This is a genomic window from Serratia sp. CY84636, from assembly GCF_052166245.1.
GTDB classification, from domain to species: Bacteria; Pseudomonadota; Gammaproteobacteria; order Enterobacterales; family Enterobacteriaceae; genus Serratia; species Serratia nevei.
Window position 1 is genome coordinate 296,776 of sequence record NZ_JBJNOX010000002.1, and the last position, 23,512, is coordinate 320,287.

Consider the following 23,512-nt stretch of genomic DNA (forward strand, 5'->3'; position numbering starts at 1 on the left):
CGGCGGGAGGCGTTGGCTCAGGCCGCCAGCGTGTGTTCGCGGAAGGCGTCCAGCAGATCTTCGGTGAACGTCAGGCGTTTCTGGCGGTCGGCCAAATCGAGCGTGAACTTCAGCTTGCTCGGGCCGTCCAGGCGGTAAACCTGCGGATTGCCTTGCAACAGCCCGATCAGATAACCCGGGTCGACGCGGTTGTTGTCGCCGAATTCGATAAAGCCGCCGCGCTCGTTGCTCTCGATGCGTTTGATGCCCAGCTTTTGCGCATGCAGGCGCAGCGCCGCGCACTGCAACAGGTTGCGCGCCGCGTCTGGCAACTGGCCGAAGCGGTCGATCAGCTCGACTTTCAGCTCATCCAGCTCGCCGTCGCTCTTCGCGCTGGCGATACGCTTGTACAGCGACAGACGGGTATTGACGTCGGGAATGAAATCTTCCGGCAGCAGCGCCGGCATGCGCAGTTCCACCTCGGTCTGGCTGCTGGTGAGATCTTCCAGCGACGGTTCGCGGCCGTTTTTCAACGCATCGACGGCGCTTTCCAACAGCTCCATGTAGAGCGAGAAACCGACGGTGGTCATCTGGCCGCTCTGGTCTTCGCCCAGCAGTTCGCCGGCGCCGCGGATCTCCAGATCGTGGGTTGCCAGCGCGAAACCGGCGCCGAGATCTTCCAGCGATGCGATGGCTTCGAGCCGTTTATGGGCGTCGGTGCCCATGGCTTTCGGGTTCGGCGTCAGCAGATAGGCGTAAGCCTGGTGGTGCGAACGCCCGACGCGGCCGCGCAGTTGGTGCAGCTGCGCCAGGCCGAAGCGATCGGCCCGCTCGATGATGATGGTGTTGGCGCTGGGGATATCGATGCCGGTCTCGATGATGGTGGTGCACACCAGCACGTTGAAGCGCTGGTGGTGGAAATCGTTCATCACCCGTTCCAGATCGCGTTCGCGCATCTGGCCGTGGCCGATGGCGATGCGCGCTTCCGGCACCAGTTCCGCCAGGCGCTGCGCCGCTTTCTCGATGTTTTCCACATCGTTGTAGAGGTAGTAAACCTGGCCGCCGCGCAGCACTTCGCGCAGGATCGCCTCGCGCACCACCAGGCTGTCGTATTCGCGCACGAAGGTTTTCACCGCCAGCCGGCGCGCGGGCGGGGTGGCGATGATCGACAGATCGCGCATGCCGCTCATCGCCATGTTCAGGGTACGCGGGATCGGCGTGGCGGTCAGCGTCAGGATATCGACGTCGGCGCGCATCGCCTTGATGCGTTCTTTATGGCGCACGCCGAAGCGGTGTTCTTCATCGACGATCAGCAGCCCCAGGTCTTTCCAGCGTAGATCGCTCTGCAACAGCTTGTGGGTGCCGATGATGATGTCCACTTTGCCTTCGGCCGCGTCGTCCAGCACCTGCTGCTGCTCTTTGGCGCTGCGGAAGCGCGACATCATTTCGATGCGGATCGGCCAGGTGGCAAAGCGATCGCGGAAGTTGTCGAAGTGCTGCTGCGCCAGCAGGGTGGTCGGCACCAGCACCGCCACCTGCTTGCCGTTTTCCACCGCCAGGAAGGCGGCGCGCATCGCCACTTCGGTTTTGCCGAAGCCGACGTCGCCGCACACCAGGCGGTCCATCGCCAGCGGCTGGCACATGTCGCTCAGCACCGCGTTGATCGCCTGTTCCTGATCCGGCGTGGTTTCGAACGGGAAGCTCTGGCAGAACAGCTGGTACTGTTCGCGATTGTGTTTAAAGGCGAAACCGGCCTTGGCGGCGCGCTGGGCGTAGATATCCAGCAGCTCCGCCGCCACGTCGCGCACGCGCTCGGCCGCTTTCTGCCGCGCGCGCGTCCAGGCGTCGCCGCCCAGCTTGTGCAGCGGGGCGTTTTCGTCCGCGCCGCCGGCGTAGCGGCTGATCAGATGCAGCGAAGAAACCGGCACGTACAGCTTGTCCTCACCGGCGTAGGAGAGGATCAGGTACTCGGCCTTGATGCCGCCGGCCTCCAGCGTGGTCAGGCCGACGTAGCGGCCGACGCCGTGCTCCAGATGCACCACCGGCTGGCCGGGATGCAGCTCCGCCAGGTTGCGGATCAGGGTATCGGTATTGATGGTGCGCCGGTTGTCCTGCCGGCGGCGGCTGACGCGCTCGCCGAGCAGATCGCTTTCGCAGATCAGCGCCCGCTGACGCAGGCCGTCGAGGAAGCCGTGTTCGGCGGCGCCGACCATCATGTAACGGCCCGCCGTTTCCGCCTGATCGAGGCGCTGAATCAGCGCCGGCGCCAGCTTGATGCGGCCGAGCAGATCCTGCAGCGTTTCACGCCGCCCCTCGCTCTCGACGGAGAAAATCACGCTGCCGTCGAAGCCTTCGATAAAGCGCCGTAGGTTATCCAGCGGGGATTTATGCTGCGCCTGCACCGCCAGATCGGGCAGGGCATGGTAGTCCAGATTGGTATTGCCGGCCTTGGCCGGCAGCTCATCGGTTTTCAGCGCGATGCGCGGCCAGGCCTTCAGCTCGCCGAACAGCGCATCGACGCGCAGCCACAGCGTATCCGGCGCCAGCAGCGGGCGCATCGGATCGACGCGGCGGCTTTCGTAACGCTGGTTGACGTCCTGCCAGAAGCGCTCGGCGGCGCCCTCCAGATCGCCGGTGTTGACGATCAGCGTATTGGCCGGCAGGTAGCTGAACAGCGACGGCAGCGGCTGGCTGAAGAACAGCGGCTGCCAGTATTCGATGCCGGCCGGCCAGGCGCTTTTGCTGACCTGCTGATAGATGTGCTCGGCGTCGCGGCGCACCTCAAACTGCTCGCGCCACTGGCTGCGAAACAGCTCGATGGCGTTTTTGTCGGTGGGGAACTCGTGGGCCGGCAACAGATTGATGGCCTCGACTTCGCTCAACGTGCGCTGGGTATCGACGTCGAAGATGCGCAGGCTGTCGATTTCGTCATCGAAGAAGTCGATGCGGTAAGGCTCATCGCTGCCCATCGGGTAAAGATCGAGCAACGCGCCGCGGGTGGCGAATTCGCCGTGCTCCATCACCTGATCGACGCTGCGGTAACCGGCCTGTTCCAGCTGCGCGCGCAGCTTGTCGCGCGACAGGCGCTGGCCTTTCTTCATCACCAGCGCGTGGCCGTGCAGGAACTCGTGCGGGCAGACGCGCTGCATCAGGGTGTTGACCGGCAGAATAATCACGCCGCGCGCCATGGTCGGCAGGTGATACAGGCTCGACAAACGATCCGAGATGATTTCCTGATGCGGCGAGAAGCTGTCGTACGGCAGGGTTTCCCAGTCGGACAGCGTGGTCACCATCTGGTCGGTGAACTGCTGGATCTCGTCGCGCAGCCGCAGGGCGTTTTGCATGTCCGGCGCGATCAGCATCACCGGGCCATTGTGGCGTTCGACGATCTCGGCGCATTCCACGGCGCAGGCCGCGCCGGTCAGTTGCCCCAGCTGGCGCAGATCGCCCGCGCGATCGGGCAGAGAATAACGGGGGGATGGGGAACGGTTACGGCTATCGGAAGTGCTCATTCAGGTATCTTTAATCAATGTGTTAGAGGGCGTTCCGGCACGGATAACCCAGCGCCTTTATGCTGTTTATAGTAGCCCAGCGGCCGCCAAACTGACACAGCAAAAAGCGCTATACCCTGATGTTCCGCCTGTTATTTAACCGATGCGCCGCGTTAATTTTCGCCGGCCAGGGCGAGATAGTGCGCAATCTTGTCGACGTCAAGGTTGCCGCCGCTGACGATAACGCCGACCTTTTTACCGTGCAGATCGAGCAGGCCGTTCATCGCCGCCGCGGCCGCCAGGCAGCCGGTCGGCTCAACCACCATTTTCATCCGCTCCATAAAGAAGCGCATTTGCCGACACAGCTGGGCGTCGCTGACCGTCAGAATGCCTTCGACATATTCTTGAATGATCGGGAAGGTCAGCCGCCCGACCTGTTGGGTCTGCGCGCCGTCGGCAATGGTTTTCGGCACCGGGATGTGCACCGGTTCACCGCGCTGAAAGGCTTGCTGAACGTCGTTGCCGGCTTCGGGCTCGACGCCGAACACGCGGCAGCCCGGCGACCAGTGATGCGCCGCTACCGCGCTGCCGGCCAGCAGGCCGCCGCCGCCGGTGCACACCAACAGCAGATCCAATGGCCCGGTCTCTTCAAACAGCTCCTTGGCGGCGGTGCCCTGGCCGGCGATCACCTGCGGATAATCGTACGGTGGCACCAGCGTCAGGCCCCGCTCTGCGGCCAGGCGTCGGGTGATTTCTTCACGATCTTCGCTGTGGCGCTGATAGATGACCACGTTGGCGCCGTAGCCGCGCGTCGCCGCCAGCTTGGCCGCAGGGGCGTCATGGGGCATTACGATGGTGGCGCTAACGCCCAATTCGCGCGCCGCCAGCGCCATCGCCTGTGCGTGGTTGCCGGATGAAAAGGCGATTACCCCGGCCCGACGCTGCTCTGCGCTGAGTTGCGCGATGGCGTTATAGGCGCCGCGAAATTTGAAGGCGCCGATGCGCTGAAAATTCTCGCACTTGAAGAACAGCTGCGCGCCGGCGATCTGGTCGGCCTGGCGCGAAGTCATGACCGGCGTGCGCAGGGCATGCCCGGCGATAACGTCGGCGGCGGTGGCAATATCGGCGGCGGTGATGCAGCGTGGGACTGAACTCATGGCGACCTCGCACAGGTAAGTGATGGACGATGCATTGCTTGGTGTGGATTTTTAATTTACTCTTTGTAAAGTTATTGTCAAATGGTTAACTCAATGAGCGATCTCAGGCAGGAAAATGCGCTGTTGTTGCGCGAAGCGGAAAAAATTGTTCAGGCGTTGGGCGTGATGTTCGCGCCCGGTTGCGAAGTGGTGCTGCACGATCTGACCCAGCCCGATCGCGCCATTGTCGCCATCGCCAACAATCTGTCCAACCGCCGCATCGGCGACGCCGCGACGGAAATGGGGCTGGAGCGCATCGCGTCGCCGGAGTTTCCAGACGTGGTGCAGAACTACGCCAGCGTGTTTCCGGACGGGCGCCCGGCCAAGAGCACCTCGATCGGCCTGCGCAATAGCCAGGGCCGCTTTGTGGCGGCGATTTGCCTCAATCTGGATGTGTCTATCTTCAACAGCGTCACCGCTATCCTGCAGCAGCTGACGGCGGTGGTGCAAAGCGCCGCGCCGCAGGCGGCGGAGAGTGCACGCTCGCTGTCGGACATCGCCGCGGCGATCAACGCGTTCGCCGCGTCGCATGCCACCCAGCCGCGCGCTTTGTCTTCCGAACAGCGGTTTCAGGTGGTGCAACAGCTGAAGCAGCAAGGGTATTTGCAACTGCGCGGCGCGGCCACCATGGTGGCCGAAGCGCTCGGCATCTCGCGGGTGTCGGTCTATAACCTGCTCAAGCGAGACGCCGGATGAGGGGCCGCCCGGCGCAATAAAAGGCCGCCGGGTGTTCCCTAAACGAGGGAGAGCCTTTATTATCCATGATCACTTTGCTTAAGCCACGGCTATCAAACGGATTTCATGTATCAACCTGTCGCGTTATTCATTGGCCTGCGCTACATGCGCGGGCGAGCCTCAGACCGCTTCGGGCGGTTTGTTTCCTGGCTTTCCACCATCGGCATTACGCTGGGGGTGATGGCGTTGGTCACCGTGCTGTCGGTGATGAACGGTTTCGAAAAGGATCTGGAGAACAACATCCTCGGCCTGATGCCGCAGGCGTTGGTTACCAGTCCGCAAGGATCGGTCAACCCGCAGCAGCTGCCGGCCTCCGAGGTGCAGAAGCTGCAGGGCGTCACGCGCGTCGCACCGCTGACCACCGGTGACGTGGTGCTGCAAAGCGCCCGCAGCGTGGCGGTCGGGGTGATGCTCGGCGTCAATCCCGACGAAGCCGATCCGCTGACCCCGTATCTGGTCAACGTCAAGCAGCAACAGCTGCAGCCGGGTCAATACAACATCATCATCGGCGAACAGCTGGCGGGGCAACTCGGCGTCAAGCGCGGCGATTCGCTGCGCGTGATGGTGCCGAGCGCCAGCCAGTTCACACCGATGGGCCGCATACCCAGCCAGCGCCTGTTCACCCTTATCGGCACCTTCCACGCCAACAGCGAGGTGGACGGCTATCAGCTGCTGGTCAACCAACAGGACGCTTCGCGCCTGATGCGCTACCCGGCGGGCAACATCACCGGCTGGCGCCTGTTCCTGCAGCAGCCGCTGGCGGTCGATACCCTCAGCCAACAGGCGCTGCCGGCGGGCACGGTCTGGAAAGACTGGCGCGATCGCAAGGGCGAGCTGTTCCAGGCGGTGCGCATGGAGAAAAACATGATGGGGCTGCTGCTCAGCCTGATCGTGGCGGTGGCGGCGTTTAACATCATTACGTCGCTCGGCCTGCTGGTGATGGAAAAGCAGGGCGAGGTCGCCATTCTGCAGACCCAGGGGTTGACTCGCCGCCAGATCATGTCGGTGTTTATGGTGCAGGGCGCCAGCGCCGGTATCATCGGTTCGCTGCTCGGCACGCTGCTCGGCGTGCTGCTGGCCACCAACCTGAATAACCTGATGCCGATCCTCGGCGCCTTGATCGACGGCGCTTCGCTGCCGGTGGCGGTCGATCCGCTGCAGGTGACGATCATCGCCGTGGTGGCGATGGCGGTTTCCTTGTTGTCCACGCTTTATCCTTCATGGCGCGCTGCCGCCGTACAACCCGCTGAGGCTTTACGTTATGAGTAACCATCTTTTGCTGCAGTGTGACAACCTGTGCAAGACCTATCAGGAAGGCAATCTGCACACCGACGTGCTGCGCAATGTCAGCTTTGCCATGCAGCAGGGCGAGATGATGGCGATCGTCGGCAGCTCGGGTTCCGGCAAGAGTACCCTGTTGCACCTGCTGGGCGGGTTGGACTCACCGACCTCCGGCGAGGTGATCTTCAAGGGCGAATCGCTGAACGCCATGTCTTCGGCGGCCAAGGCCGAGCTGCGCAACCGCCAGCTGGGCTTCATCTATCAGTTTCACCATCTGCTGCCGGACTTCACCGCGCTGGAAAACGCCGCCATGCCGCTGCTGATCGGCGGCGCCAAGCCGGCGCAGGCGCAGGAGAAGGCGCGGGAGATGCTGGCGGCGGTCGGGCTGGAAAAACGCAGCAAGCACCGCCCGTCCGAGCTCTCTGGCGGCGAGCGTCAGCGCGTGGCGATCGCGCGCGCGCTGGTCAACAACCCGGCGCTGGTGCTGGCGGACGAACCGACCGGTAACCTGGACAAACGCACCGCAGACAGCATCTTCGATCTGCTGGGCGAGCTGAACGTGCGTCAGGGCACCGCTTTTCTGGTGGTGACGCACGATCTGCAGCTGGCCAAGCGCCTGAGCCGCCAGCTGGAAATGGCCGACGGCCACCTGCAGGCGCAGCTGACCCTGATGGGGGCCGAGTAATGGCGGGAGCCTCACTGTCCTTCCTGACGGCCCTGCGTTTCAGCCGCGGCCGTAAACGCGGCGGCATGGTGTCGCTGATCTCGGTCATCTCCACCATCGGCATTGCGCTAGGGGTGGCGGTGCTGATCGTCGGCCTGAGCGCGATGAACGGTTTTGAGCGCGAGCTGAAGAACCGCATTCTGGCGGTGGTGCCGCACGGCGAACTCGAGCCGGTCAATCAGCCGTTCAGCGGCTGGCCGTCGATTCTGCAGCGGGTGGAAAAGGTGCCGGGCATTGTGGCCGCCGCGCCGTACATCAACTTTACCGGCCTGATGGAGAACGGCGCGCAGCTGCGCGCGGTGGAAGTCAAAGGCGTTGATCCGCAGCAGGAGAGCCGACTGAGCGCGCTGCCGCAGTATGTGCAGGGCGACGCCTGGGCCAACTTCAAGCCCGGCGAGCAGCAGGTGATCCTCGGCAAGGGCGTGGCCGACGCGCTGGGCGTCAAGCAGGGCGCCTATGTGACGGTGATGATCCCCAACAGCGACCCGGAAATGAAGCTGCTGCAGCCGAAGCGCATCCGTCTGCACGTGACCGGCATTTTGCAGCTCAGCGGCCAGCTCGATCACAGCCTGGCGCTGGTGCCGCTGGCCGATGCGCAGCAGTATCTCGATATGGGTGACAGCGTCACGGGCATCGCCCTCAAGATGAACGACGTGTTCGCCGCCAATAAACTGGTGCGCGACGCCGGCGAAGTGACTAATTCTTATATCTACATCAAAAGCTGGATCGGCAAGTACGGCTACATGTATCGCGATATCCAGATGATCCGCGCCATTATGTACCTGGCGATGGTGCTGGTGATCGGCGTGGCCTGCTTCAACATCGTGTCCACGCTGGTGATGGCGGTGAAAGACAAAAGCGCCGACATCGCGGTGCTCCGCACCCTGGGCGCCAAAGACGGCTTTATCCGCGCCATCTTCATCTGGTACGGGCTGCTGGCCGGGCTGCTGGGCAGCCTGAGCGGCGTAGTGATTGGGGTGATCGCCTCGCTGCAGCTGACCAACATCATCCGGGGCATCGAGAAACTGGTCGGCCACTCCTTCCTGTCGGGCGATATCTACTTCATCGACTTCCTGCCTTCCGAGCTGCACTGGCTGGACGTGCTGATCGTGCTGGCGACCGCTATCGTGCTGAGCCTGTTGGCCAGTTGGTATCCGGCCAGGCGCGCCAGCCGCATCGATCCGGCGCGGGTGCTGAGCGGACAATAAAACCCACGGGGAGGCAGCGATGCCGCCCCGTTTTTTTAGCCTGGGGATGGGTTATGTACTACGGTTTCGATATGGGCGGCACCAAGATTGAGCTGGGGGTGTTCGACGACCACCTGCAACGCATTTGGCAAAAGCGGGTGCCGACGCCGCGTGAAGACTACCGGCAGCTGCTGGCCACGCTGTGCGATCTGACCCTTGAGGCGGATGCGTTTTGTGGCCGGCGCGGCAGCGTCGGCATCGGCATCCCGGGCCTGCCCAACGACGATGACGGCACGCTGTTTACCGCCAACGTGCCGGCGGCGATGGGGCGGCCGCTGCCGCGCGATCTGGCGGCGCTGATCGGGCGCGAGGTGCGGGTCGATAACGACGCCAACTGCTTTGCGCTGTCGGAGGCCTGGGACGACGAGTTTCGCCGCTACCCGACGGTGCTGGGCATCATCCTCGGCACCGGCGTAGGCGGTGGGCTGATCGTCGACGGCAAGACGGTGCCAGGGCGTAACTATATTGCCGGCGAGTTCGGCCATTTGCGCCTGCCGGTGGACGCGCTCGAGGTCTTGGGGCGTGATGTGCCTCGCGTTGCCTGCGGGTGCGGCCATCAGGGTTGCATTGAAAATTACATATCGGGCCGCGGTTTCGAATGGATGTACGCCCATTTCTATGGCCGGCACTTGCCTGCCACCGAGATCATTGCGCATTATCAGGCGGGTGAGCCGCAGGCGGTGGCTCACGTCGACCGCTTTATGGACGTGCTGGCGATCTGCCTGGGCAACCTGCTGACGGTGCTGGATCCGCACCTGGTGGTGATCGGCGGCGGGCTGTCGAACTTCGACGCCATTTACCAGGCGTTGCCGCAGCGGCTGCCGGCGCACCTGCTGCGGGTGGCCCGGCTGCCGCGCATCGAGAAGGCGCGCTATGGCGACGCCGGCGGCGTGCGCGGCGCAGCGTTCCTCAATTTGGTAAACAGGGAAAAGTAAGGAGAGAGTTAATGCACACTCGCCATCGGCTGTGTCAGTTTCGCAAGAGTAAGCATGTGCTGCATCAGCGCTTTCGTTCACGCATTTTTCACCGTGACACCATGGCGGCGGCCGAGCTGAAAAAGCCGTTTGTGGTGGTGTTGACCGGTGCCGGCATTTCGGCCGAGTCGGGCATTCGCACCTTCCGCGCCGCGGATGGGCTGTGGGAAGAGCACCGGGTGGAGGACGTCGCCACGCCGGAAGGTTTTCAGCGCGATCCGGCGCTGGTGCAGGCGTTTTACAACGAACGCCGCCGCCAGCTGCAGACGGAAGAGATCGCCCCGAACGCCGCACACCGCGCGCTGGCGGATCTGGAAGAGTGGCTGGGGGACAACTTCCTGCTGGTCACGCAAAACATCGATAACCTGCATGAGCGCGCCGGCAGCAAGCGAGTGCTGCACATGCACGGCGAATTGCTGAAGGTGCGCTGCACCCAGTCGGGCCAGGTGTTCGAATGGCCTGGCGATCTCAGCGTTGACGATCGTTGCCACTGCTGCCAGTTCCCGGCGCCGCTGCGGCCGCACGTAGTGTGGTTCGGCGAGATGCCGCTGGGCATGGACGATATTTATCAGGCGCTGAGCAAGGCCGATTTCTTCGTCGCCATCGGCACCTCCGGCCACGTCTATCCGGCGGCCGGCTTCGTGCATGAGGCGCGGCTGGGCGGCGCCTACGCCATGGAGCTGAATCTGGAGCCGAGTCAGGTGGAGAGCCAGTTCGACGAGAAACACTACGGCCTGGCCAGCGAAGTGGTGCCGCGTTTTGTGCACAAGTTCCTGGTGGGCAAGGTGGCGCGGGCCGACAGGCCCTGAGAAAGGCATCAGGGCGCACTGCGCGCCCTGATGGGATGGCGGGGCGTGTTAGCGCCCGGCTTTCAGCTTTTGGAAGTAGCTTTCGTACAGCGTGCTGGCGTCGCCGACGTCGTTTTGCCACTCGCCGTGCTCAATCACCGCCTTATCCGGGTAGAGTGACTTGTCGTTGGCGATCTCCGGCGACAGCAGCTTCTTCGCCGCCAGGTTCGGCGTCGGGTAACCGATGGTTTCCGCCACCTGCACCGCGATTTCCGGCCGCAACAGGAAGTCGATCAGCTTCAGCGCCCCCTCGACGTTGCGCGCATTGGCCGGAATGGCCAGGCTGTCCATCCAGAAGATACCGCCTTCCTTCGGCCAGACGATCTCCAGCGGCGTGCCGGCCTGGCGCGCCACGAAGGCCGAACCGTTCCACACCATCCCGACGTTGACTTCCCCTTCCATAAACGGGTTGCCCGGGTTGTCGGAGTTGAAGGCCAGCACGTTCGGCATCAATTTCTGCAGTTCGTGGTAAGCGGCTTCGATCTCTTTCGGGTCGGTGGTGTTGCCGGAATAGCCCAGCTTGAGCAGCGCCATCTGGAACACTTCGCGCGCGTCGTCGGTCAGCAGCAGGCGGCCTTTGTACTGCGGCTGCCACAGATCGGCCCAGGACGTGACGGTAGAGGGCTCCTGCGCATCGCTGTTAACGCCGATGGCGGTGGCGCCCCAGATATAGGGGATGGAATAGTCGTTGTTAGGATCGAACGGCTTGTTCAGCAAGGCAGGATCGAGATCCTTGAAGTGGCTGAGCTTGCTCTTGTCGATTTTTTGCAGCATGCCTTCCTTGCTCATCTTGGCGATGAAGTAGGTGGAAGGCACCACCAGATCGTACGCGCCGTCTTTATAGGTCTTCAGCTTGGCGTACATGCTTTCGTTGGATTCATAGGTGGAATAGATCACCTTGATGCCGGTTTCCTTGGTGAACTGCTCCAGCAGCCCCGGCGGGACGTATTCAGTCCAGTTATAGAAATACAGCGTTTTGCCGTCAGAGGCGTTTGCAGAGCAGAAACTCAGCGCCATCATCCCGGCTGCGAGCAGATGTGACCACTTTTTCATGCAGCGTATCCTTCAGCAGTAATGAGCCGAACCCGTATGGGCAAACCGTTTGGCGGCCGCGCCATACCCCAGAAAGGGGCCATTATAGGGGCCGGGGCGGGGTGGGTAAAGGCGGTTATCCCAGCGGCAAATCAGCGGGTTAACCGAGCCTGGCCGATCAAAAACGGCCGCAGTCATATCACTGCGGCGAATGAAAGAGGCGGGCGCTGCCGCGCCCGGCGGTAAGGATTACTCGGCCTTGGGCGAGCGATCGCGCATCACCCACTGGCTGGCGATCACCAGCACCAGCGACAGCAGCAGCAAAATGGTGGCCAGCGCGTTGACCTCCGGCGAGACGCCGACTTTCACCATCGAATAGATCTTCAGCGGCAAGATTTCGTAGCTCGGCCCGGTGACGAAGGAGGAGACGACCACGTCGTCCATCGACAGGGTGAAGCTCAGCAGCCAGCCGGCCGCCACCGCCGGCATCGCCAGCGGCAGGATGATCTTGCGCAGAATGGTGAACTCGCTTGCGCCGAGATCGCGCGCGGCCTCCAGCATCTTCACGTCGAACCCTTTCAGGCGCGCGTAGACGGTCACCACCACGAACGGCAGGCAAAAGGTGATGTGCGAGAACAGCAGCGACCAGAAGCCGAGCGAAATGCCGAGCAGCATGAACAGCACCAGCAACGAGATGGCCATCACGATGTCCGGCGACATCATCACCACGAACAGCATGCCGCCAACGAACGGCTTGCCGCGGAAGCGGTAACGGTACAGCGCCACCGCGGTCAGCGAGCCGATCAGCGTGGCGAAGGTGGCGGAGAGCACCGCCATGGTCAGCGAGTGGCCGGCGGCCTGCAGCAGGCTGTCGTTATTCAGCAGCGTGCTGTACCACTTGGTGGTGGCTCCTTGCCAACTGATGCCGAAGCGCGAAGCGTTGAAGGAGTTGACGATCAGGATGACGATCGGGATATACAGGTAGGCGTACACCAGCGTCATAAAGCCGCCGCGCAGCAGACGTCCGATCATGCCAGATCCTCCTTCTTGTTCAGCAGGCGGGCGGCCCGGTAATAGACCAGCAGCAACAGCCCCATCACCAGCGTCAGGCAGATGCTGGTAGCCGCGCCGAACGGCCAGTCGCGGATATTGAGGAACTGGCTTTTAATCACGTTGCCGATCAGCAGATTCTTGGCGCCACCCATCAGATCGGCGACGAAGAACAGCCCCATCGCCGGCAGCACCACCAGCAGGCAGCCGGCGATAATGCCCGGCATGGTCAGCGGCACGATGATGCGGATAAAGGTCTGCAGCTTGCTGGCGCCGAGATCGCGCGCCGCCTCCAGGCAGGACTTATCGAGTTTTTCGATGCTGGAGTAGAGCGGCATCACCATAAACGGCAGCAGAATATACACCAGGCCGAGGATCACCGCTTCCGAGGTGTACATGATGCGCAGCGGCTTGTCGATGATGCCGATCCACAGCAGCGCGTCGTTGAGATAGCCGCGGGTGCTGAGAAACAGCTTCAGGCCGTAGATGCGGATCAGCGAGTTGGTCCAGAAGGGCACGATCAGCAGAAACAGCAGCAGCGGCCGCACCTTCTGCGGCAACCGCGCCAGAATAAAGGCGAACGGATAGCCAATCACCAGGCAGCACAGGGTGGCGATCAGCGCCATGTTCAGCGAGTGCAGCAGCACCTGGGCGTACAACGGATCGAACAAGCGCCGATAGTTATCCAGCGTGAACACCATCTGCACCAGGTTGGCGTCGTCACGGGTCAGGAAGCTGGTGGCGATGATCATCAGGTTCGGCATGAACACGAACAGCAGCAGCCAGGCGACGACGCCGACGATCACCACATTCTGGAAGACTTTACGCGATTTCTTCATCGGCCAGCACCACCTCCCAGCTTTCAACCCAGGTCACCGCCATCTTCTGGTTGAGCGAGTGGTCGACGTCCGGATCGTCTTCATTGAAGAACTCGCTGACCATCACCGTTTTACCGCTCTCCAGCTCAACCACCGACTCCAGCGTCATGCCTTTGTAGTTGCGTTCGCGCACGTAGCCGATCAGCCCGTCGTGCTGCGCGCTGTCGTTCACTTCTTCTACCCGCAGATCCTCCGGGCGCAGCAGCACCTTCAGCTTTTGGCCCGGCTCTACCGGCAGATCGGCATAGATGTCGCACTCGCGGCCTTCGACGTTGGCGCGCACCCGCTGCGCATCGAGGCGCTGCAAGACCACCGCGTCGAAGATGTTGATCTCGCCGATAAAGCTGGCGACGAACAGGTTCTTCGGCTCTTCGTAGATCTCACGCGGCGTGCCGTCTTGCTCGATGCGGCCTTCACGCATCACCACGATGCGATCCGACATGGTCAGCGCTTCTTCCTGATCGTGGGTGACGAACACGAAGGTGATGCCCAGCTTGCGCTGCAGCGCCTTCAGCTCGTTCTGCATCTGTTTGCGCAGCTTGTAGTCCAGCGCCGACAGCGATTCGTCCAGCAGCAGCACCTTCGGCTTGTTGACCACTGCGCGGGCGATGGCCACGCGCTGCTGTTGGCCGCCGGAGAGCTGGCCCGGGCGCCGCTGGGCGAACGCATCCAGCTGCACCATGCGCAGCGCCTCTTCGACGCGCGGCGTCAGTTCTGCCGCCGGCACCTTTTGCATGCGCAGGCCAAAGGCGACGTTGTCGAACACCGACATGTGCGGAAACAGGGCATAGCTCTGAAACACGGTGTTGACGTGGCGGTGTTCGGCCGGAATGGCGGTGATGTCCTGGCCGTCGAGCACGATGCGGCCCCGATCGGCGTCTTCCAGACCGGCGATCAGGCGCAGCACCGTGGTTTTGCCACAGCCGGAGGGGCCGAGAATGGTGAGGAATTCGCCGTGGTTAATCGCCAGTTCAAGATCGGCAATGATGGTTTTGCCATCGAACGCTTTGCTCAGGGCATGCAGTTCAACAAGGGGGGTCAGAGAGGATGTCTCAGTCATTTATCGTATTACTCTATCCCGTGGGCTAATGCAGATAGAACCGCAACTGGAAAAGACTGCCGGAGCTTGCGGAATGCCCGCTGATCAAATGAAGCTCAAACCAGTTGCGCCAATGGAAATTTTTCGAGCGCGCATGATAGACGCTGAATGCCGGAATTGAAAGCCGATCCGGCCCAGATGCCACGTTTTTCATCATGATAGCGACAAATGACCCTGTGATGACAGTGTTATTTCCCTCAGAAATCATCACAAAGATTAATGATATTGGCGAATTCTGGTTAAAAATGACCTGACGCAATATTTGATCCTGATCGGTTCCGCATAATGAAACGCGATATTCTGAGGGGCCGCTACCATGGACAAATTACTTGACCGCTTTTTCAACTACGTCTCTTTCGACACCCAGTCCAAAGCGAACGTAAAGCATGTGCCGAGCACTGACGGGCAGTTGAAGCTGGCGCGTGCGTTGCAGCAGGAAATGATCGCGCTCGGCTTCGAGCGGGTGTCGCTCAGCGAACACGGCTGCGTGATGGGCACCTGGCCGGGCAACGTCGCCTGGCCGGTGCCGGCGGTCGGTTTTATCGCCCATCTGGATACCTCGCCGGATTTCAGCGGCAAACACGTCAATCCGCAGATCGTCGAGAACTATCGCGGCGGCGACATCGCGCTCGGCATCGGCGATGAAGTGCTGTCGCCGGTGATGTTCCCGATCCTGCACCAGATGCTGGGACAGACCCTGATCACTACCGACGGCAAAACGCTGCTGGGCGCCGACGACAAGGCCGGCATCGCCGAGATCCTCACCGCCATGGTGCGCCTGCGCGCGCGCAAAATCCCGCACGGCGATATCCGCGTGGCCTTCACCCCGGACGAGGAGGTGGGCAAGGGGGCTCAGCTGTTCGACGTGGCGGCCTTCAATGCCGAATGGGCTTACACCGTGGACGGCGGCGGCGTCGGCGAGCTCGAGTGCGAGAACTTCAACGCCGCCTCGGTGACGATCAAAATCCTCGGCAACAGCGTGCACCCCGGCAGCGCCAAGGGCGTGATGGTCAACGCGCTGTCGCTGGCCACCCGCATTCATCAGGCGCTGCCGGCGGACGAAGCGCCGGAGACCACCGAAGGCTACCAGGGCTTTTATCACCTCAGCAGCATCAAGGGCAGCGTAGAGCGCGCCGAAATGCACTATATCCTGCGTGACTTCGAGCGCGAGGGGTTTGAAGCGCGCAAGCGCAAGATGGTGGACATCGCCCGCGAGGTCGGCAAAGGCTTGCCGCGCGATTGCTATATCGAAGTGAGCATCGAAGACAGCTATTACAACATGCGCGAACAGGTGGCGGAGCACCCGCATGTGATCGCGCTGGCGCAGCAGGCGATGCGCGACTGCGACATCGAACCGGTGATGAAGCCGATCCGCGGCGGCACCGACGGCGCGCAGCTGTCGTTCCGCGGCCTGCCGTGCCCGAACCTGTTCACCGGCGGCTACAACTACCACGGCAAGCACGAATTCGTGACCCTGGAAGGCATGGAGCAAGCGGTGGCGGTGATCATGCGCATCGCGGCGCTGGCCGCCGAGCGGGCTCGGTAAACACCTTCGTTCCCCGGCCGGCTTGCGCCGGCCCGCATTCCCTTTTCTGATACGCCCGGCGGGCTCAGCGTGCCCGCCGTTCTCTTCTTCTGCTCTCTTTATGGCTCCCAGTCTCATGGTTGTTTCGTTCACCACACAATCCGCAGTGAGGGAATCCCATTATCCTTCGAGATAAGGTGCTGGTTATGTATACAGCATTGCTGTGTGCTTAACCGGTTTTACAGCTTCGGTGCGGTGAGCCCAGTGGCCAGGGAATGCTGGGGGAATGAGCGCTGTTAACCGCCATCAAACAGGACGTAAGAGGGTAACAATCATGGCAGAAGAAAAGAAAAATGCTCAGGTGATTAACGGCGTTAACGACGATATCGCGGAACTGAAATCGCTGTCTACGCTGCGCCAGCGCGTGGTCAGCGACGGTGAAATCGTCTCCAAATCGGCCAACGGTTTTCGGCTGGCAAATGGCAATACCGGCGTGATGCTGCGTAATGATGGACGCGATTTTTATGCGCTGACGACGCCGGGCGGCCAGGCGCAAAACGGGCAGTGGAACACCCTGCGCCCGTTCTCATTCAATTTGGCGTCTGGCCGGGTTGCGATGCAAAACGGTGTGGATATCTCTGGTGGCGCAACGGTATCGCATAACGCGGGAATTCGGGCTGTCAACACCGCCCCAGTTCCTCTCATTAATGGGCAAACCTATGTTGCGCCACCGGTATACACCGATCTTACCAGTGGCAGCACAACCAGCACCATGATGATGGCATCGCGAGTTGTCGCCGGTAAAGAAGATTACGGTTTGCTCTCTTATCGCGATTGGCAAGGGCAGTGGAATGAACTTCAGGTCAGGTCTAACGCTGAGCTTTCCGTTGGGCAGCTGGTTAAGCGCAATGCGAATGGCTGGATTTGGGCTGCTGGAAATCAAGATGTCAACAATAAGACTGAACGGATCACTCGCGGGCTGCATATACAAGGGAACGGCGATTTGTTTGCCGATCTTTATCATTATGAACGTGTTGGCAAGCATCACATCTTGTCGCTTCACGTGGCCAACGGTGGTGCTGATGGTTGGTATGAATTCCGCAACGACGGCCACGCGTACACCAATGGTTCCTGGCACAGCAGCTCCGATGCTCGCATGAAAACGGACATCACCCAAATTGCCGGTGCATTGGACAAGCTGGCCAATATTGGCGGCTATACCTACCTCAAACAGGGCGTGCCGGAGGCCGGGGTGATCGCTCAGGAAGTGGAGAGCGTATTGCCGCAGTCGGTCACCCAAACCGAATTGAAGCTCAACGACGGCAGCGTACTGAAGGATGCCCGGGGCATCAATATCAACGGCGTGGTGGCGCTGTTGGTCGAGGCGCTGAAGGAAGAGCGAGCGGCCCGAGAAGGGTTGGAATCGCGGGTGGCGGCGTTGGAAGACATGATTTCAACGTCTCAAAATGCTTGAGTCACGGCCAACTGACGGGATTTTCAACGGAGTAATTATTGCGGCTGAATAATGCAATATTTGCTCCGCCTGCCTCGAACAAGGAGAAAGATATGGGCGGATTTAACTATGGCGGCGGAAAAGGGGATGGGACTGGCTGGAGTTCTGAAAAAGGAGATACTCCCGAACCCGGTGGTGGCTCCAATGGCAATGGCGGTCGAGACAGTGGCAACGACAACTCTCAGGCGGGTGCTTTCCAACGCCAGATGACCGCAGTGTTGAATGATCCGGCGATTAAAAACATGCTGGCGGATTTGCAAAAGCGGGCTCTGCGCATTAGTCCATCGGCGAAAGTCGAGTTAGTCAGTGTAGATGCGCGCGGTCTGTTGAGTATAAGCCTTTCGGGTATGCGTCGTGAGCAGTCTCTCGCCGTAGAGATGGCTTTTCAGTCAGTGCGACCGCAAATAGAAAGAGATTCAATATTTTCATTTACTGCCGGCGTGGGCACAGTAAATGAAAAGACGGTTTACTCAGGAACGGTTGAAACCGGATACCGACTCGGTGATTACGAGCGTGGGTCCAGCGGTAACAATGGTGATGCCAATACGGTGGCTGAAAACAACATCACGTTTAGTGCTTATTCATCGGTTCTGCAAGGGAAGATACCACCGGGCTATTGGTTGGATAACAATAAAGTCATGACCGAGGTTGTGATTGAGTATGAGATTAACGGTGGGGGGAAAGGGGACAGTCGGACGGGGTACCGAAAAACCACAGTAGAAGTTCCTTCGCTTACCCGTGCTTACCAACAGTGGCAACAGATGCTTAAGGATATCGCTGAGGAACAGCGGAAAGCAGAAGAAGCCCGCAAGGCAGAAGAAGCTCGTAAGGCTGAAGAGGCCCGCAAAGCCGAAGAAGCTCGTAAGGCTGAAGAGGCCCGCAAGGTGGAAGCCGCAAGAAAAGCGTTGTTCGCCAAAGCGGGGATTCTGGATGCACCGGCCTACTCCCCGGAAAAGCTAAAAGCGGCCAATGCGGCGCTGGCTGCCGCAGGCGCCATGGTGCTTAACCGCGCGCCCGCGATGCTGCAGGCGTCGATGGTTGGGCAAGGAGTGATGACGACCACGAGCGAACTGGCCGGCTGGGCAGCGAGCGCGTCGTGGCGGGCGGCTTATGAAGTTGGCAGTATACGCGCCGGCACCGCAGTCGCCGCCGGCTCGGTGCTGGGGGCTTTTGCCCTCGGCTTCTACCCGACAGAGGCCGGAGCCGGGAGTGCCCAGGTGCCCGGGCGGGATGTCAATCTGTTTGCCCTCCAGGCGAGCCTGGCGGCGGCGGGCAGGGCGACCATCCAGCCCGGCATGACCTCGGTCGATTTGCCGGTGCGCGGATTTATCACCACCGACGATGACGGGAGACAGAGCGTCAACTTCGTCAGAACGGGCGTCGGCGGTGTATCACCGAGCGTTCCGGTATTCAGTCCCGTTCGCGATGAGCTGACGGGGCTGGACAAAATCACGCTGCCGGCGGTGGCAGGCGCACCGGCCAGAACGATACTGATCAACCCGGTACCGACCGGGCCGGCAGCGCCGGCGCATACCGGCAACGGCTCACCGGGGCCCAAATCACCAGTGCATACCGGCACCGGCATCAGGCAGGCGGACAGCATCGTGGTCACCACCTTCCCGGCGGATGTGGTGCAGGATCTGCAAGATTTTATCCTGTGGCAGCCGGATGCGCTGGAAACCGGGGTTGAAGCTGTCTATGTGATGGTCAGTGATCCGTTGGACTCGGGGCGTTTTACGCGTCAGCAACTGGATAAAAAGTACAAGCACGCGAGTGATTTTGGTATTGCGGACACCAGAAAAAACAGAGAGACTCTGACTCAATATCGCGATGCGCTCGAGGCCCATTTGAATGATAAGGATACGGTAGAGAAAGGGACTTATAGACGAGAAAAAGGATCTAAGGTGTTTTTCAATCCTAACACAATGAACGTTGTTGTTTTAAAAGAAAACGGCGATTTCTTATCAGGGTGGAAGATAAATCCAGACGCAGATAACGGTAGGATATATTTAGATACGGGGGATTTATGAATCGGATGGCAATTATTGATCTGGCTAAGAGTTTTCTAAGTAAAGAGATCGGGGCATTGGAGTTCTCCGAAAAAATATGTGTAGAAAGACGTATGCTCTATGGGGTTAAGGATCAGGATAGAGACGTTATGAATTGTGGGGAAGAGCTGTTTATGATAGCTGAAGTTTACAATCCTGATTCAGAACGTGCTGACTATGAACTTGATGATGCCGGATTGCGTGCCGCAGTTATAACGGCACTGGAAAAATTCAATTTTATCTGAACAATTATTAGAATGGGTGCTCTCGTAGATTTGAACTTATCTGAGTATTAGGGACGGTAGAAAGAACCGTCTACATAGTGACAGAATAGTTAACAAAAGTGACCCTTACGCCCAATAGACGAGAGTCTATTGGGCATTTTCTTTTTTTCACGGTGATAAGGAAGTGAAGAGTTAATTCAATGCCGGTTGCTCGGTTGCCCTGCAAGGTCCAGCATCAGGCAGGCGGACAGCATCGTGGTCACCACCTTCCCGGCGGGTGTGGTGCAGGATCTGCAAGACTTTATCCTGTGGCAGCCGGATGCGACGGAGATTGGTGTAGAGGCCATCTATGTGATGGTGAGCAAGCCCTATGGTGAAACCAACGCCAGGGGCAAATACAGCGGTCGTGAATACAACACCAATAAAGCTGGAGGCCCCATTCAGAATCTGGATTGGAAAGGGGCCAGCATCGACCGTGCCGGCGTGGATAAGGTGAAGCTGCATACTGGGCGTTTTGAACAGACTCCGGAAAACCAAGTGATGATTGACCGTTTGGATAAAATCTTGAAAGGGGAGCTACAACCAACTGACACTGATAGGCGATTTTATACTCATGAAATCAGAGAGTTGGAAAGGTACAGGAATCTTGGCATAAAAGATGGTGAGATTCCGCACAGTGTTCAAGAACAGAAGGCCGTATGGAATAATACACATACTGCTACGCTTGAAGACTATAGAATAAATGAAAAAGAACAGGCACTTTATACAGATGGGGCCCTACAAGCCGCATATGAACAGGAGCTGAAAGATGCTATGGGAGGGAAGAAATAATGCCTTTAAAAGATATCGTTAAAAATGAAAGTGTAGAAGATGTGCTAACTTTTTTGGGGCCGACCTCTGATTACCGTAAATTGGATCGTCTATATACCTATAATCGCTTTGATGCAATTTCCAGCGGGGAACTCTCTTCTACTTACGATGCATTATTCCAAAAAGGGGTGCTTCAAGATCAAAATGGAAAAGTAGTTAAAGGCCCCAATTGGAAAGAGCCGAAGTTCGTAGCCGAGAAAAAATACGGTATCGAATAGCCATAGTTATGGTCTGATTAGTGCATCTTTAACCCCCAGCAAACGAAATTTTGTTGGGGGTTTTCTTTTTTGGCTGGTGGGGCGCCATAACCTGAGCCTTGTGCCGGGTGGCTAAAGTAGCGGCGCCCGCTCTTTTCGTCGCCTGGGCTAACGTGCGGATACCATAGTTAAAACGGGACGCTTGCGATCGGCATAATCGCTTGCCGTAACAAGGCGTTGCTCATAGTGTGGAAGCCTATTCCCCACGCATAAGGACCGCATGATGAGCACCGAATACCGTATCGCCAGCCCGCATTTGGCGCAGTTCGTTCAGGCGATTTGGCGCCAGGCCGGCAGCACGGCGCGTGAAGCCGAGCTGGTGGCCGATCATCTGGTGCAGGCCAATCTGGCCGGGCACGACTCGCACGGCGTCGGCATGATCCCCAGCTACATGGCGTCGTTGGCGCAGGGGCAATTGCAGCTCAATCAGCATGCCGAGGTGGTGCGCGACGCCGGCGCGGTGCTGACGCTCGACGGTGCGCGCGGTTTCGGTCAGGTGGTGGCCAGCGAAGCGATGGCGCTGGGCATTGAACGCGCCGGCAAGCTGGGCCTGGCGGCGGTGGCGCTGCACAACGCGCACCATATCGGCCGTATCGGTCATTGGGCGGAGCAGTGCGCTCGCGCCGGTTTCATTTCGATTCACTTCGTCAACGTGGTGGGCGATCCGATGGTGGCGCCGTTCGGCGGCAGCGATCGTCGCTTCGGCACCAACCCATTCTGCGCCATTTTCCCGCGGCCGGGCCGCACGCCGCTGCTGTTGGATTTTGCCACCAGCGGTATCGCCTTCGGCAAGACCCGGGTGGCCTATAACAAAGGGCTGTCGGTGGCGCCGGGCTATCTGATCGACGAACACGGGCAGCCGACCACCGAACCGAAAGTGATGCACGAAGCGCCGTTCGGTTCGCTGCTGCCGTTCGGCTTGCACAAAGGCTATGCGTTGGCGGCGATGTGCGAAATCCTCGGCGGCGCGCTCTCCGGCGGCCGCACCACCCACGACGCCACGCTGAAAGCCGGCAGCGACGCCATCTTCAACTGCATGACGACCCTGATCCTCGATCCGCAGGCCTTCGACGCCCCGCAAATGCAGGCCGAAGCCGAAGCCTTTATCGGCTGGGTGAAAGCTTCGCCTCCGAGCGGCGAACAGCCGATCGCCGTCCCGGGAGAGTGGGAAGAGGCCAACCGCGCTGCGCGGCTGGAGCAGGGCATCCCGATCGATGCCAATACCTGGCGGCAGATTGGCGCGGCGGCGGAGCAGGCGGGCATGGCGGCGGGGGAACTGGCGGATTATCGCGCGCAGGCGCGGCAGGCATAAAAAAAGCCACCCGGCAGGGTGGCTTGTTCGCGTGACCGCAATCAGTCGTTAAAGTACCAATACCCGCTGTTGACCAGCGCGGTCAGCAGCGCCAGGAACGACGGGTCGTCCACCGCGTCGCCGAGCAGGGCGGCATCGACGCTGAAGTTTTGGCACAGGGCGTCTGCGGCCTGCAGCTGGTCGGTGTCGATCAGCTCGCCGTTGACGAAGCAGCGATCGCCGACGCGCAGCACGCGCAACCCACCCAGGCGCTGCAGCGCTTCACCCTGTTGCAGCAGCTCGTAGATTTCCCCGGCTTGATACGGTGGCTCCGGCGGCGCCAGATCCAGCTCGTGGCGCGACTGGGAGATGAACTCGCCGAACCAGTGCTGGAAGTGTTCCGGCTGTTGCACCAGATCCAGCATCATCTGCCGTAAGGCGTCCACTTCCTGCGGCAGGATCTCCGCCGGGTGTTCGCGCAGTTTAACGTCCGGATCGCCGTAGCGCTTGCTGCCCAGTTCGCGCGCCAGCACGTAGTCGGCGAAGCCGCTCACCAGCTCGCGGCCGTTCGGTGCGCGGAAGCCCACCGAGTAGTTGAGCGCGTTTTCCAGCGCGTAGCCTTCGTGCGGGAAGCCCGGCGGAATATAGAGAATGTCGCCCGGCTCCATCTCTTCGTCGATGATGGCGTCGAACGGTTCCACCTGCAGCAGATCCGGATGCGGGCAGTGCTGTTTCAGCGGCGTTTTTTCCCCGACGCACCAGCGGCGGCGGCCGGTGCCCTGAATGATGAACACGTCGTACTGATCGAGGTGCGGGCCGACGCCGCCGCCCGGTACCGAGAAGGAGATCATCAGGTCATCCATCCGCCAGTCCGGCAGCTGGCGGAACGGGCGCATCAGCGCTGCGGAAGGCTCATGCCAGTGGTCCACCGCCTGCACCAGCAGCGACCAGTTGTTTTCGCTCAGGTGGTCGAAGCTCTCGAAGGGGCCGTGCGCAACCTGCCAACGGCCGTCCTGGTGGCTGACCAGGCGGCTGTCCACTTCGTTTTCCATCGCCAGCCCGGCCAGCTCATCCGGGGAGATCGGATCGATAAAGTTTTTGAAGCCGCGCTTCAGAATCACCGGACGCTTTTGCCAATAACGTTGCAAAAAATCGTTCCAGTCCAGGTCTAATTGATAATCCATGTTCTATTCCAGGAGAGAGGAGTGAGCCTGAGTGCGATTATAACGGAAGTTTGGCCCCGTGGATCG

General features: G+C 60.4%; 21 protein-coding genes. 13 read left to right on the forward strand and 8 right to left on the reverse strand.

The genetic code is table 11. The features are described from left to right. Positions 1–17: 17 nt before the first annotated feature. Together mfd and ACJ8QI_RS05915 are read right to left on the reverse strand one after the other, a co-directional pair. Positions 18–3,491: a transcription-repair coupling factor gene (mfd, locus tag ACJ8QI_RS05910; RefSeq protein ID WP_442532208.1), complete on the reverse strand. Its 3,474-nt coding sequence runs from the start codon at positions 3,489–3,491 to the stop codon at positions 18–20. Between the two features lie 152 nt (positions 3,492–3,643). After that, positions 3,644–4,627, reverse strand: a complete 984-nt coding sequence (locus ACJ8QI_RS05915; protein ID WP_308353428.1) for a threo-3-hydroxy-L-aspartate ammonia-lyase — start codon at positions 4,625–4,627, stop codon at positions 3,644–3,646. 93 nt (positions 4,628–4,720) lie between these two features. Here ACJ8QI_RS05915 and ACJ8QI_RS05920 point away from each other — a divergent pair, with 93 nt between their 5' ends. The 6 genes from ACJ8QI_RS05920 to cobB all read left to right on the forward strand — a co-directional run bounded on the left by ACJ8QI_RS05920 (position 4,721) and on the right by cobB (position 10,436). Then, positions 4,721–5,362 carry a helix-turn-helix transcriptional regulator gene (locus ACJ8QI_RS05920; protein ID WP_038877816.1) on the forward strand — a complete coding sequence of 214 codons (642 nt, stop codon included), beginning with the start codon at positions 4,721–4,723 and terminating at the stop codon, positions 5,360–5,362. Positions 5,363–5,467: 105 nt separating this feature from the next. Beyond that, positions 5,468–6,670 (forward strand): lipoprotein-releasing ABC transporter permease subunit LolC, encoded by a 1,203-nt coding sequence (lolC, locus tag ACJ8QI_RS05925; protein ID WP_038877815.1) that lies wholly within the window; start codon positions 5,468–5,470, stop codon positions 6,668–6,670. Next, positions 6,663–7,367, forward strand: a complete 705-nt coding sequence (gene lolD, locus ACJ8QI_RS05930) for a lipoprotein-releasing ABC transporter ATP-binding protein LolD (RefSeq protein WP_004941120.1) — start codon at positions 6,663–6,665, stop codon at positions 7,365–7,367. The genes lolC and lolD overlap by 8 nt, the downstream gene beginning before the upstream one ends. Further along, positions 7,367–8,614: a lipoprotein-releasing ABC transporter permease subunit LolE gene (gene lolE, locus ACJ8QI_RS05935; protein ID WP_025302503.1), complete on the forward strand. Its 1,248-nt coding sequence runs from the start codon at positions 7,367–7,369 to the stop codon at positions 8,612–8,614. The genes lolD and lolE overlap by 1 nt, the downstream gene beginning before the upstream one ends. A gap of 53 nt (positions 8,615–8,667) precedes the next feature. Then, on the forward strand, positions 8,668–9,588 hold the full coding sequence (gene nagK, locus ACJ8QI_RS05940; protein WP_060442606.1) for an N-acetylglucosamine kinase: 921 nt from the start codon (positions 8,668–8,670) through the stop codon (positions 9,586–9,588). Between the two features lie 11 nt (positions 9,589–9,599). Continuing rightward, entirely contained in the window at positions 9,600–10,436 is an 837-nt protein-coding gene (cobB, locus tag ACJ8QI_RS05945; RefSeq protein WP_015377583.1) for a Sir2 family NAD+-dependent deacetylase, read from the forward strand. Between the two features lie 48 nt (positions 10,437–10,484). On the opposite strand, the gene potD is transcribed toward cobB, so the two are convergent. The 5 genes from potD to ACJ8QI_RS05970 form a co-directional block, all read right to left on the reverse strand. Next, the gene (potD, locus tag ACJ8QI_RS05950; RefSeq protein ID WP_060419358.1) at positions 10,485–11,528 is read right to left on the reverse strand and encodes a spermidine/putrescine ABC transporter substrate-binding protein PotD; all 1,044 of its coding nucleotides are present in this window, start codon (positions 11,526–11,528) and stop codon (positions 10,485–10,487) included. A gap of 228 nt (positions 11,529–11,756) precedes the next feature. After that, positions 11,757–12,539, reverse strand: coding sequence for a spermidine/putrescine ABC transporter permease PotC (gene potC, locus ACJ8QI_RS05955; RefSeq protein ID WP_047727722.1), 783 nt, complete (start codon positions 12,537–12,539; stop codon positions 11,757–11,759). Further along, the gene (gene potB, locus ACJ8QI_RS05960) at positions 12,536–13,396 is read right to left on the reverse strand and encodes a spermidine/putrescine ABC transporter permease PotB (protein ID WP_060419356.1); all 861 of its coding nucleotides are present in this window, start codon (positions 13,394–13,396) and stop codon (positions 12,536–12,538) included. The genes potC and potB overlap by 4 nt, the downstream gene beginning before the upstream one ends. Next, complete coding sequence (gene potA, locus ACJ8QI_RS05965) at positions 13,380–14,495, reverse strand: spermidine/putrescine ABC transporter ATP-binding protein PotA (RefSeq protein ID WP_060440168.1); 1,116 nt, start codon at positions 14,493–14,495, stop codon at positions 13,380–13,382. Before potA ends, potB begins: the two co-directional genes overlap by 17 nt. 25 nt (positions 14,496–14,520) lie before the next feature. Next, positions 14,521–14,793: a hypothetical protein gene (locus ACJ8QI_RS05970; protein ID WP_442532210.1), complete on the reverse strand. Its 273-nt coding sequence runs from the start codon at positions 14,791–14,793 to the stop codon at positions 14,521–14,523. Between the two features lie 57 nt (positions 14,794–14,850). Here ACJ8QI_RS05970 and pepT point away from each other — a divergent pair, with 57 nt between their 5' ends. The 7 genes from pepT to ACJ8QI_RS06005 all read left to right on the forward strand — a co-directional run bounded on the left by pepT (position 14,851) and on the right by ACJ8QI_RS06005 (position 22,283). Beyond that, positions 14,851–16,080 carry a peptidase T gene (pepT, locus tag ACJ8QI_RS05975; RefSeq protein ID WP_004941154.1) on the forward strand — a complete coding sequence of 410 codons (1,230 nt, stop codon included), beginning with the start codon at positions 14,851–14,853 and terminating at the stop codon, positions 16,078–16,080. Between the two features lie 313 nt (positions 16,081–16,393). Beyond that, the gene (locus tag ACJ8QI_RS05980; protein ID WP_442532211.1) at positions 16,394–17,533 is read left to right on the forward strand and encodes a phage tail fiber protein; all 1,140 of its coding nucleotides are present in this window, start codon (positions 16,394–16,396) and stop codon (positions 17,531–17,533) included. Between the two features lie 92 nt (positions 17,534–17,625). After that, the gene (locus tag ACJ8QI_RS05985) at positions 17,626–19,602 is read left to right on the forward strand and encodes an S-type pyocin domain-containing protein (protein ID WP_442532212.1); all 1,977 of its coding nucleotides are present in this window, start codon (positions 17,626–17,628) and stop codon (positions 19,600–19,602) included. Between the two features lie 5 nt (positions 19,603–19,607). Beyond that, positions 19,608–19,865, forward strand: a complete 258-nt coding sequence (locus ACJ8QI_RS05990) for a colicin immunity domain-containing protein (protein ID WP_442532214.1) — start codon at positions 19,608–19,610, stop codon at positions 19,863–19,865. Between the two features lie 186 nt (positions 19,866–20,051). Then, positions 20,052–20,675 carry an S-type pyocin domain-containing protein gene (locus ACJ8QI_RS05995; protein WP_442532215.1) on the forward strand — a complete coding sequence of 208 codons (624 nt, stop codon included), beginning with the start codon at positions 20,052–20,054 and terminating at the stop codon, positions 20,673–20,675. After that, on the forward strand, positions 20,675–20,932 hold the full coding sequence (locus ACJ8QI_RS06000; RefSeq protein ID WP_049300652.1) for a hypothetical protein: 258 nt from the start codon (positions 20,675–20,677) through the stop codon (positions 20,930–20,932). The genes ACJ8QI_RS05995 and ACJ8QI_RS06000 overlap by 1 nt, the downstream gene beginning before the upstream one ends. Before the next feature lie 262 nt (positions 20,933–21,194). Continuing rightward, the gene (locus ACJ8QI_RS06005) at positions 21,195–22,283 is read left to right on the forward strand and encodes a malate/lactate/ureidoglycolate dehydrogenase (RefSeq protein WP_442532682.1); all 1,089 of its coding nucleotides are present in this window, start codon (positions 21,195–21,197) and stop codon (positions 22,281–22,283) included. A gap of 41 nt (positions 22,284–22,324) precedes the next feature. Here ACJ8QI_RS06005 and ACJ8QI_RS06010 read toward each other — a convergent pair whose 3' ends face one another. Continuing rightward, positions 22,325–23,446, reverse strand: a complete 1,122-nt coding sequence (locus ACJ8QI_RS06010; RefSeq protein WP_442532216.1) for a ribosomal protein uL16 3-hydroxylase — start codon at positions 23,444–23,446, stop codon at positions 22,325–22,327. Between the last annotated feature and the right edge of the window lie 66 nt (positions 23,447–23,512).

What these genes read in the sequence shown, in the direction of transcription:
- ACJ8QI_RS06005 (WP_442532682.1), top strand. Translation starts at nt 21,195, where the DNA reads ATGAGCACCGAATACCGTATCGCCAGCCCGCATTTGGCGCAGTTCGTT.
- nagK (WP_060442606.1), top strand. Translation starts at nt 8,668, where the DNA reads ATGTACTACGGTTTCGATATGGGCGGCACCAAGATTGAGCTGGGGGTG.
- lolC (WP_038877815.1), top strand. Translation starts at nt 5,468, where the DNA reads ATGTATCAACCTGTCGCGTTATTCATTGGCCTGCGCTACATGCGCGGG.
- ACJ8QI_RS05990 (WP_442532214.1), top strand. Translation starts at nt 19,608, where the DNA reads ATGGCAATTATTGATCTGGCTAAGAGTTTTCTAAGTAAAGAGATCGGG.
- ACJ8QI_RS06010 (WP_442532216.1), bottom strand. Translation starts at nt 23,446, where the DNA reads ATGGATTATCAATTAGACCTGGACTGGAACGATTTTTTGCAACGTTAT.
- ACJ8QI_RS05985 (WP_442532212.1), top strand. Translation starts at nt 17,626, where the DNA reads ATGGGCGGATTTAACTATGGCGGCGGAAAAGGGGATGGGACTGGCTGG.
- potC (WP_047727722.1), bottom strand. Translation starts at nt 12,539, where the DNA reads ATGATCGGACGTCTGCTGCGCGGCGGCTTTATGACGCTGGTGTACGCC.
- potD (WP_060419358.1), bottom strand. Translation starts at nt 11,528, where the DNA reads ATGAAAAAGTGGTCACATCTGCTCGCAGCCGGGATGATGGCGCTGAGT.
- mfd (WP_442532208.1), bottom strand. Translation starts at nt 3,491, where the DNA reads ATGAGCACTTCCGATAGCCGTAACCGTTCCCCATCCCCCCGTTATTCT.
- ACJ8QI_RS05915 (WP_308353428.1), bottom strand. Translation starts at nt 4,627, where the DNA reads ATGAGTTCAGTCCCACGCTGCATCACCGCCGCCGATATTGCCACCGCC.
- potB (WP_060419356.1), bottom strand. Translation starts at nt 13,396, where the DNA reads ATGAAGAAATCGCGTAAAGTCTTCCAGAATGTGGTGATCGTCGGCGTC.
- lolE (WP_025302503.1), top strand. Translation starts at nt 7,367, where the DNA reads ATGGCGGGAGCCTCACTGTCCTTCCTGACGGCCCTGCGTTTCAGCCGC.
- ACJ8QI_RS06000 (WP_049300652.1), top strand. Translation starts at nt 20,675, where the DNA reads ATGCCTTTAAAAGATATCGTTAAAAATGAAAGTGTAGAAGATGTGCTA.
- lolD (WP_004941120.1), top strand. Translation starts at nt 6,663, where the DNA reads ATGAGTAACCATCTTTTGCTGCAGTGTGACAACCTGTGCAAGACCTAT.
- potA (WP_060440168.1), bottom strand. Translation starts at nt 14,495, where the DNA reads ATGACTGAGACATCCTCTCTGACCCCCCTTGTTGAACTGCATGCCCTG.
- ACJ8QI_RS05920 (WP_038877816.1), top strand. Translation starts at nt 4,721, where the DNA reads ATGAGCGATCTCAGGCAGGAAAATGCGCTGTTGTTGCGCGAAGCGGAA.
- pepT (WP_004941154.1), top strand. Translation starts at nt 14,851, where the DNA reads ATGGACAAATTACTTGACCGCTTTTTCAACTACGTCTCTTTCGACACC.
- ACJ8QI_RS05980 (WP_442532211.1), top strand. Translation starts at nt 16,394, where the DNA reads ATGGCAGAAGAAAAGAAAAATGCTCAGGTGATTAACGGCGTTAACGAC.
- cobB (WP_015377583.1), top strand. Translation starts at nt 9,600, where the DNA reads ATGCACACTCGCCATCGGCTGTGTCAGTTTCGCAAGAGTAAGCATGTG.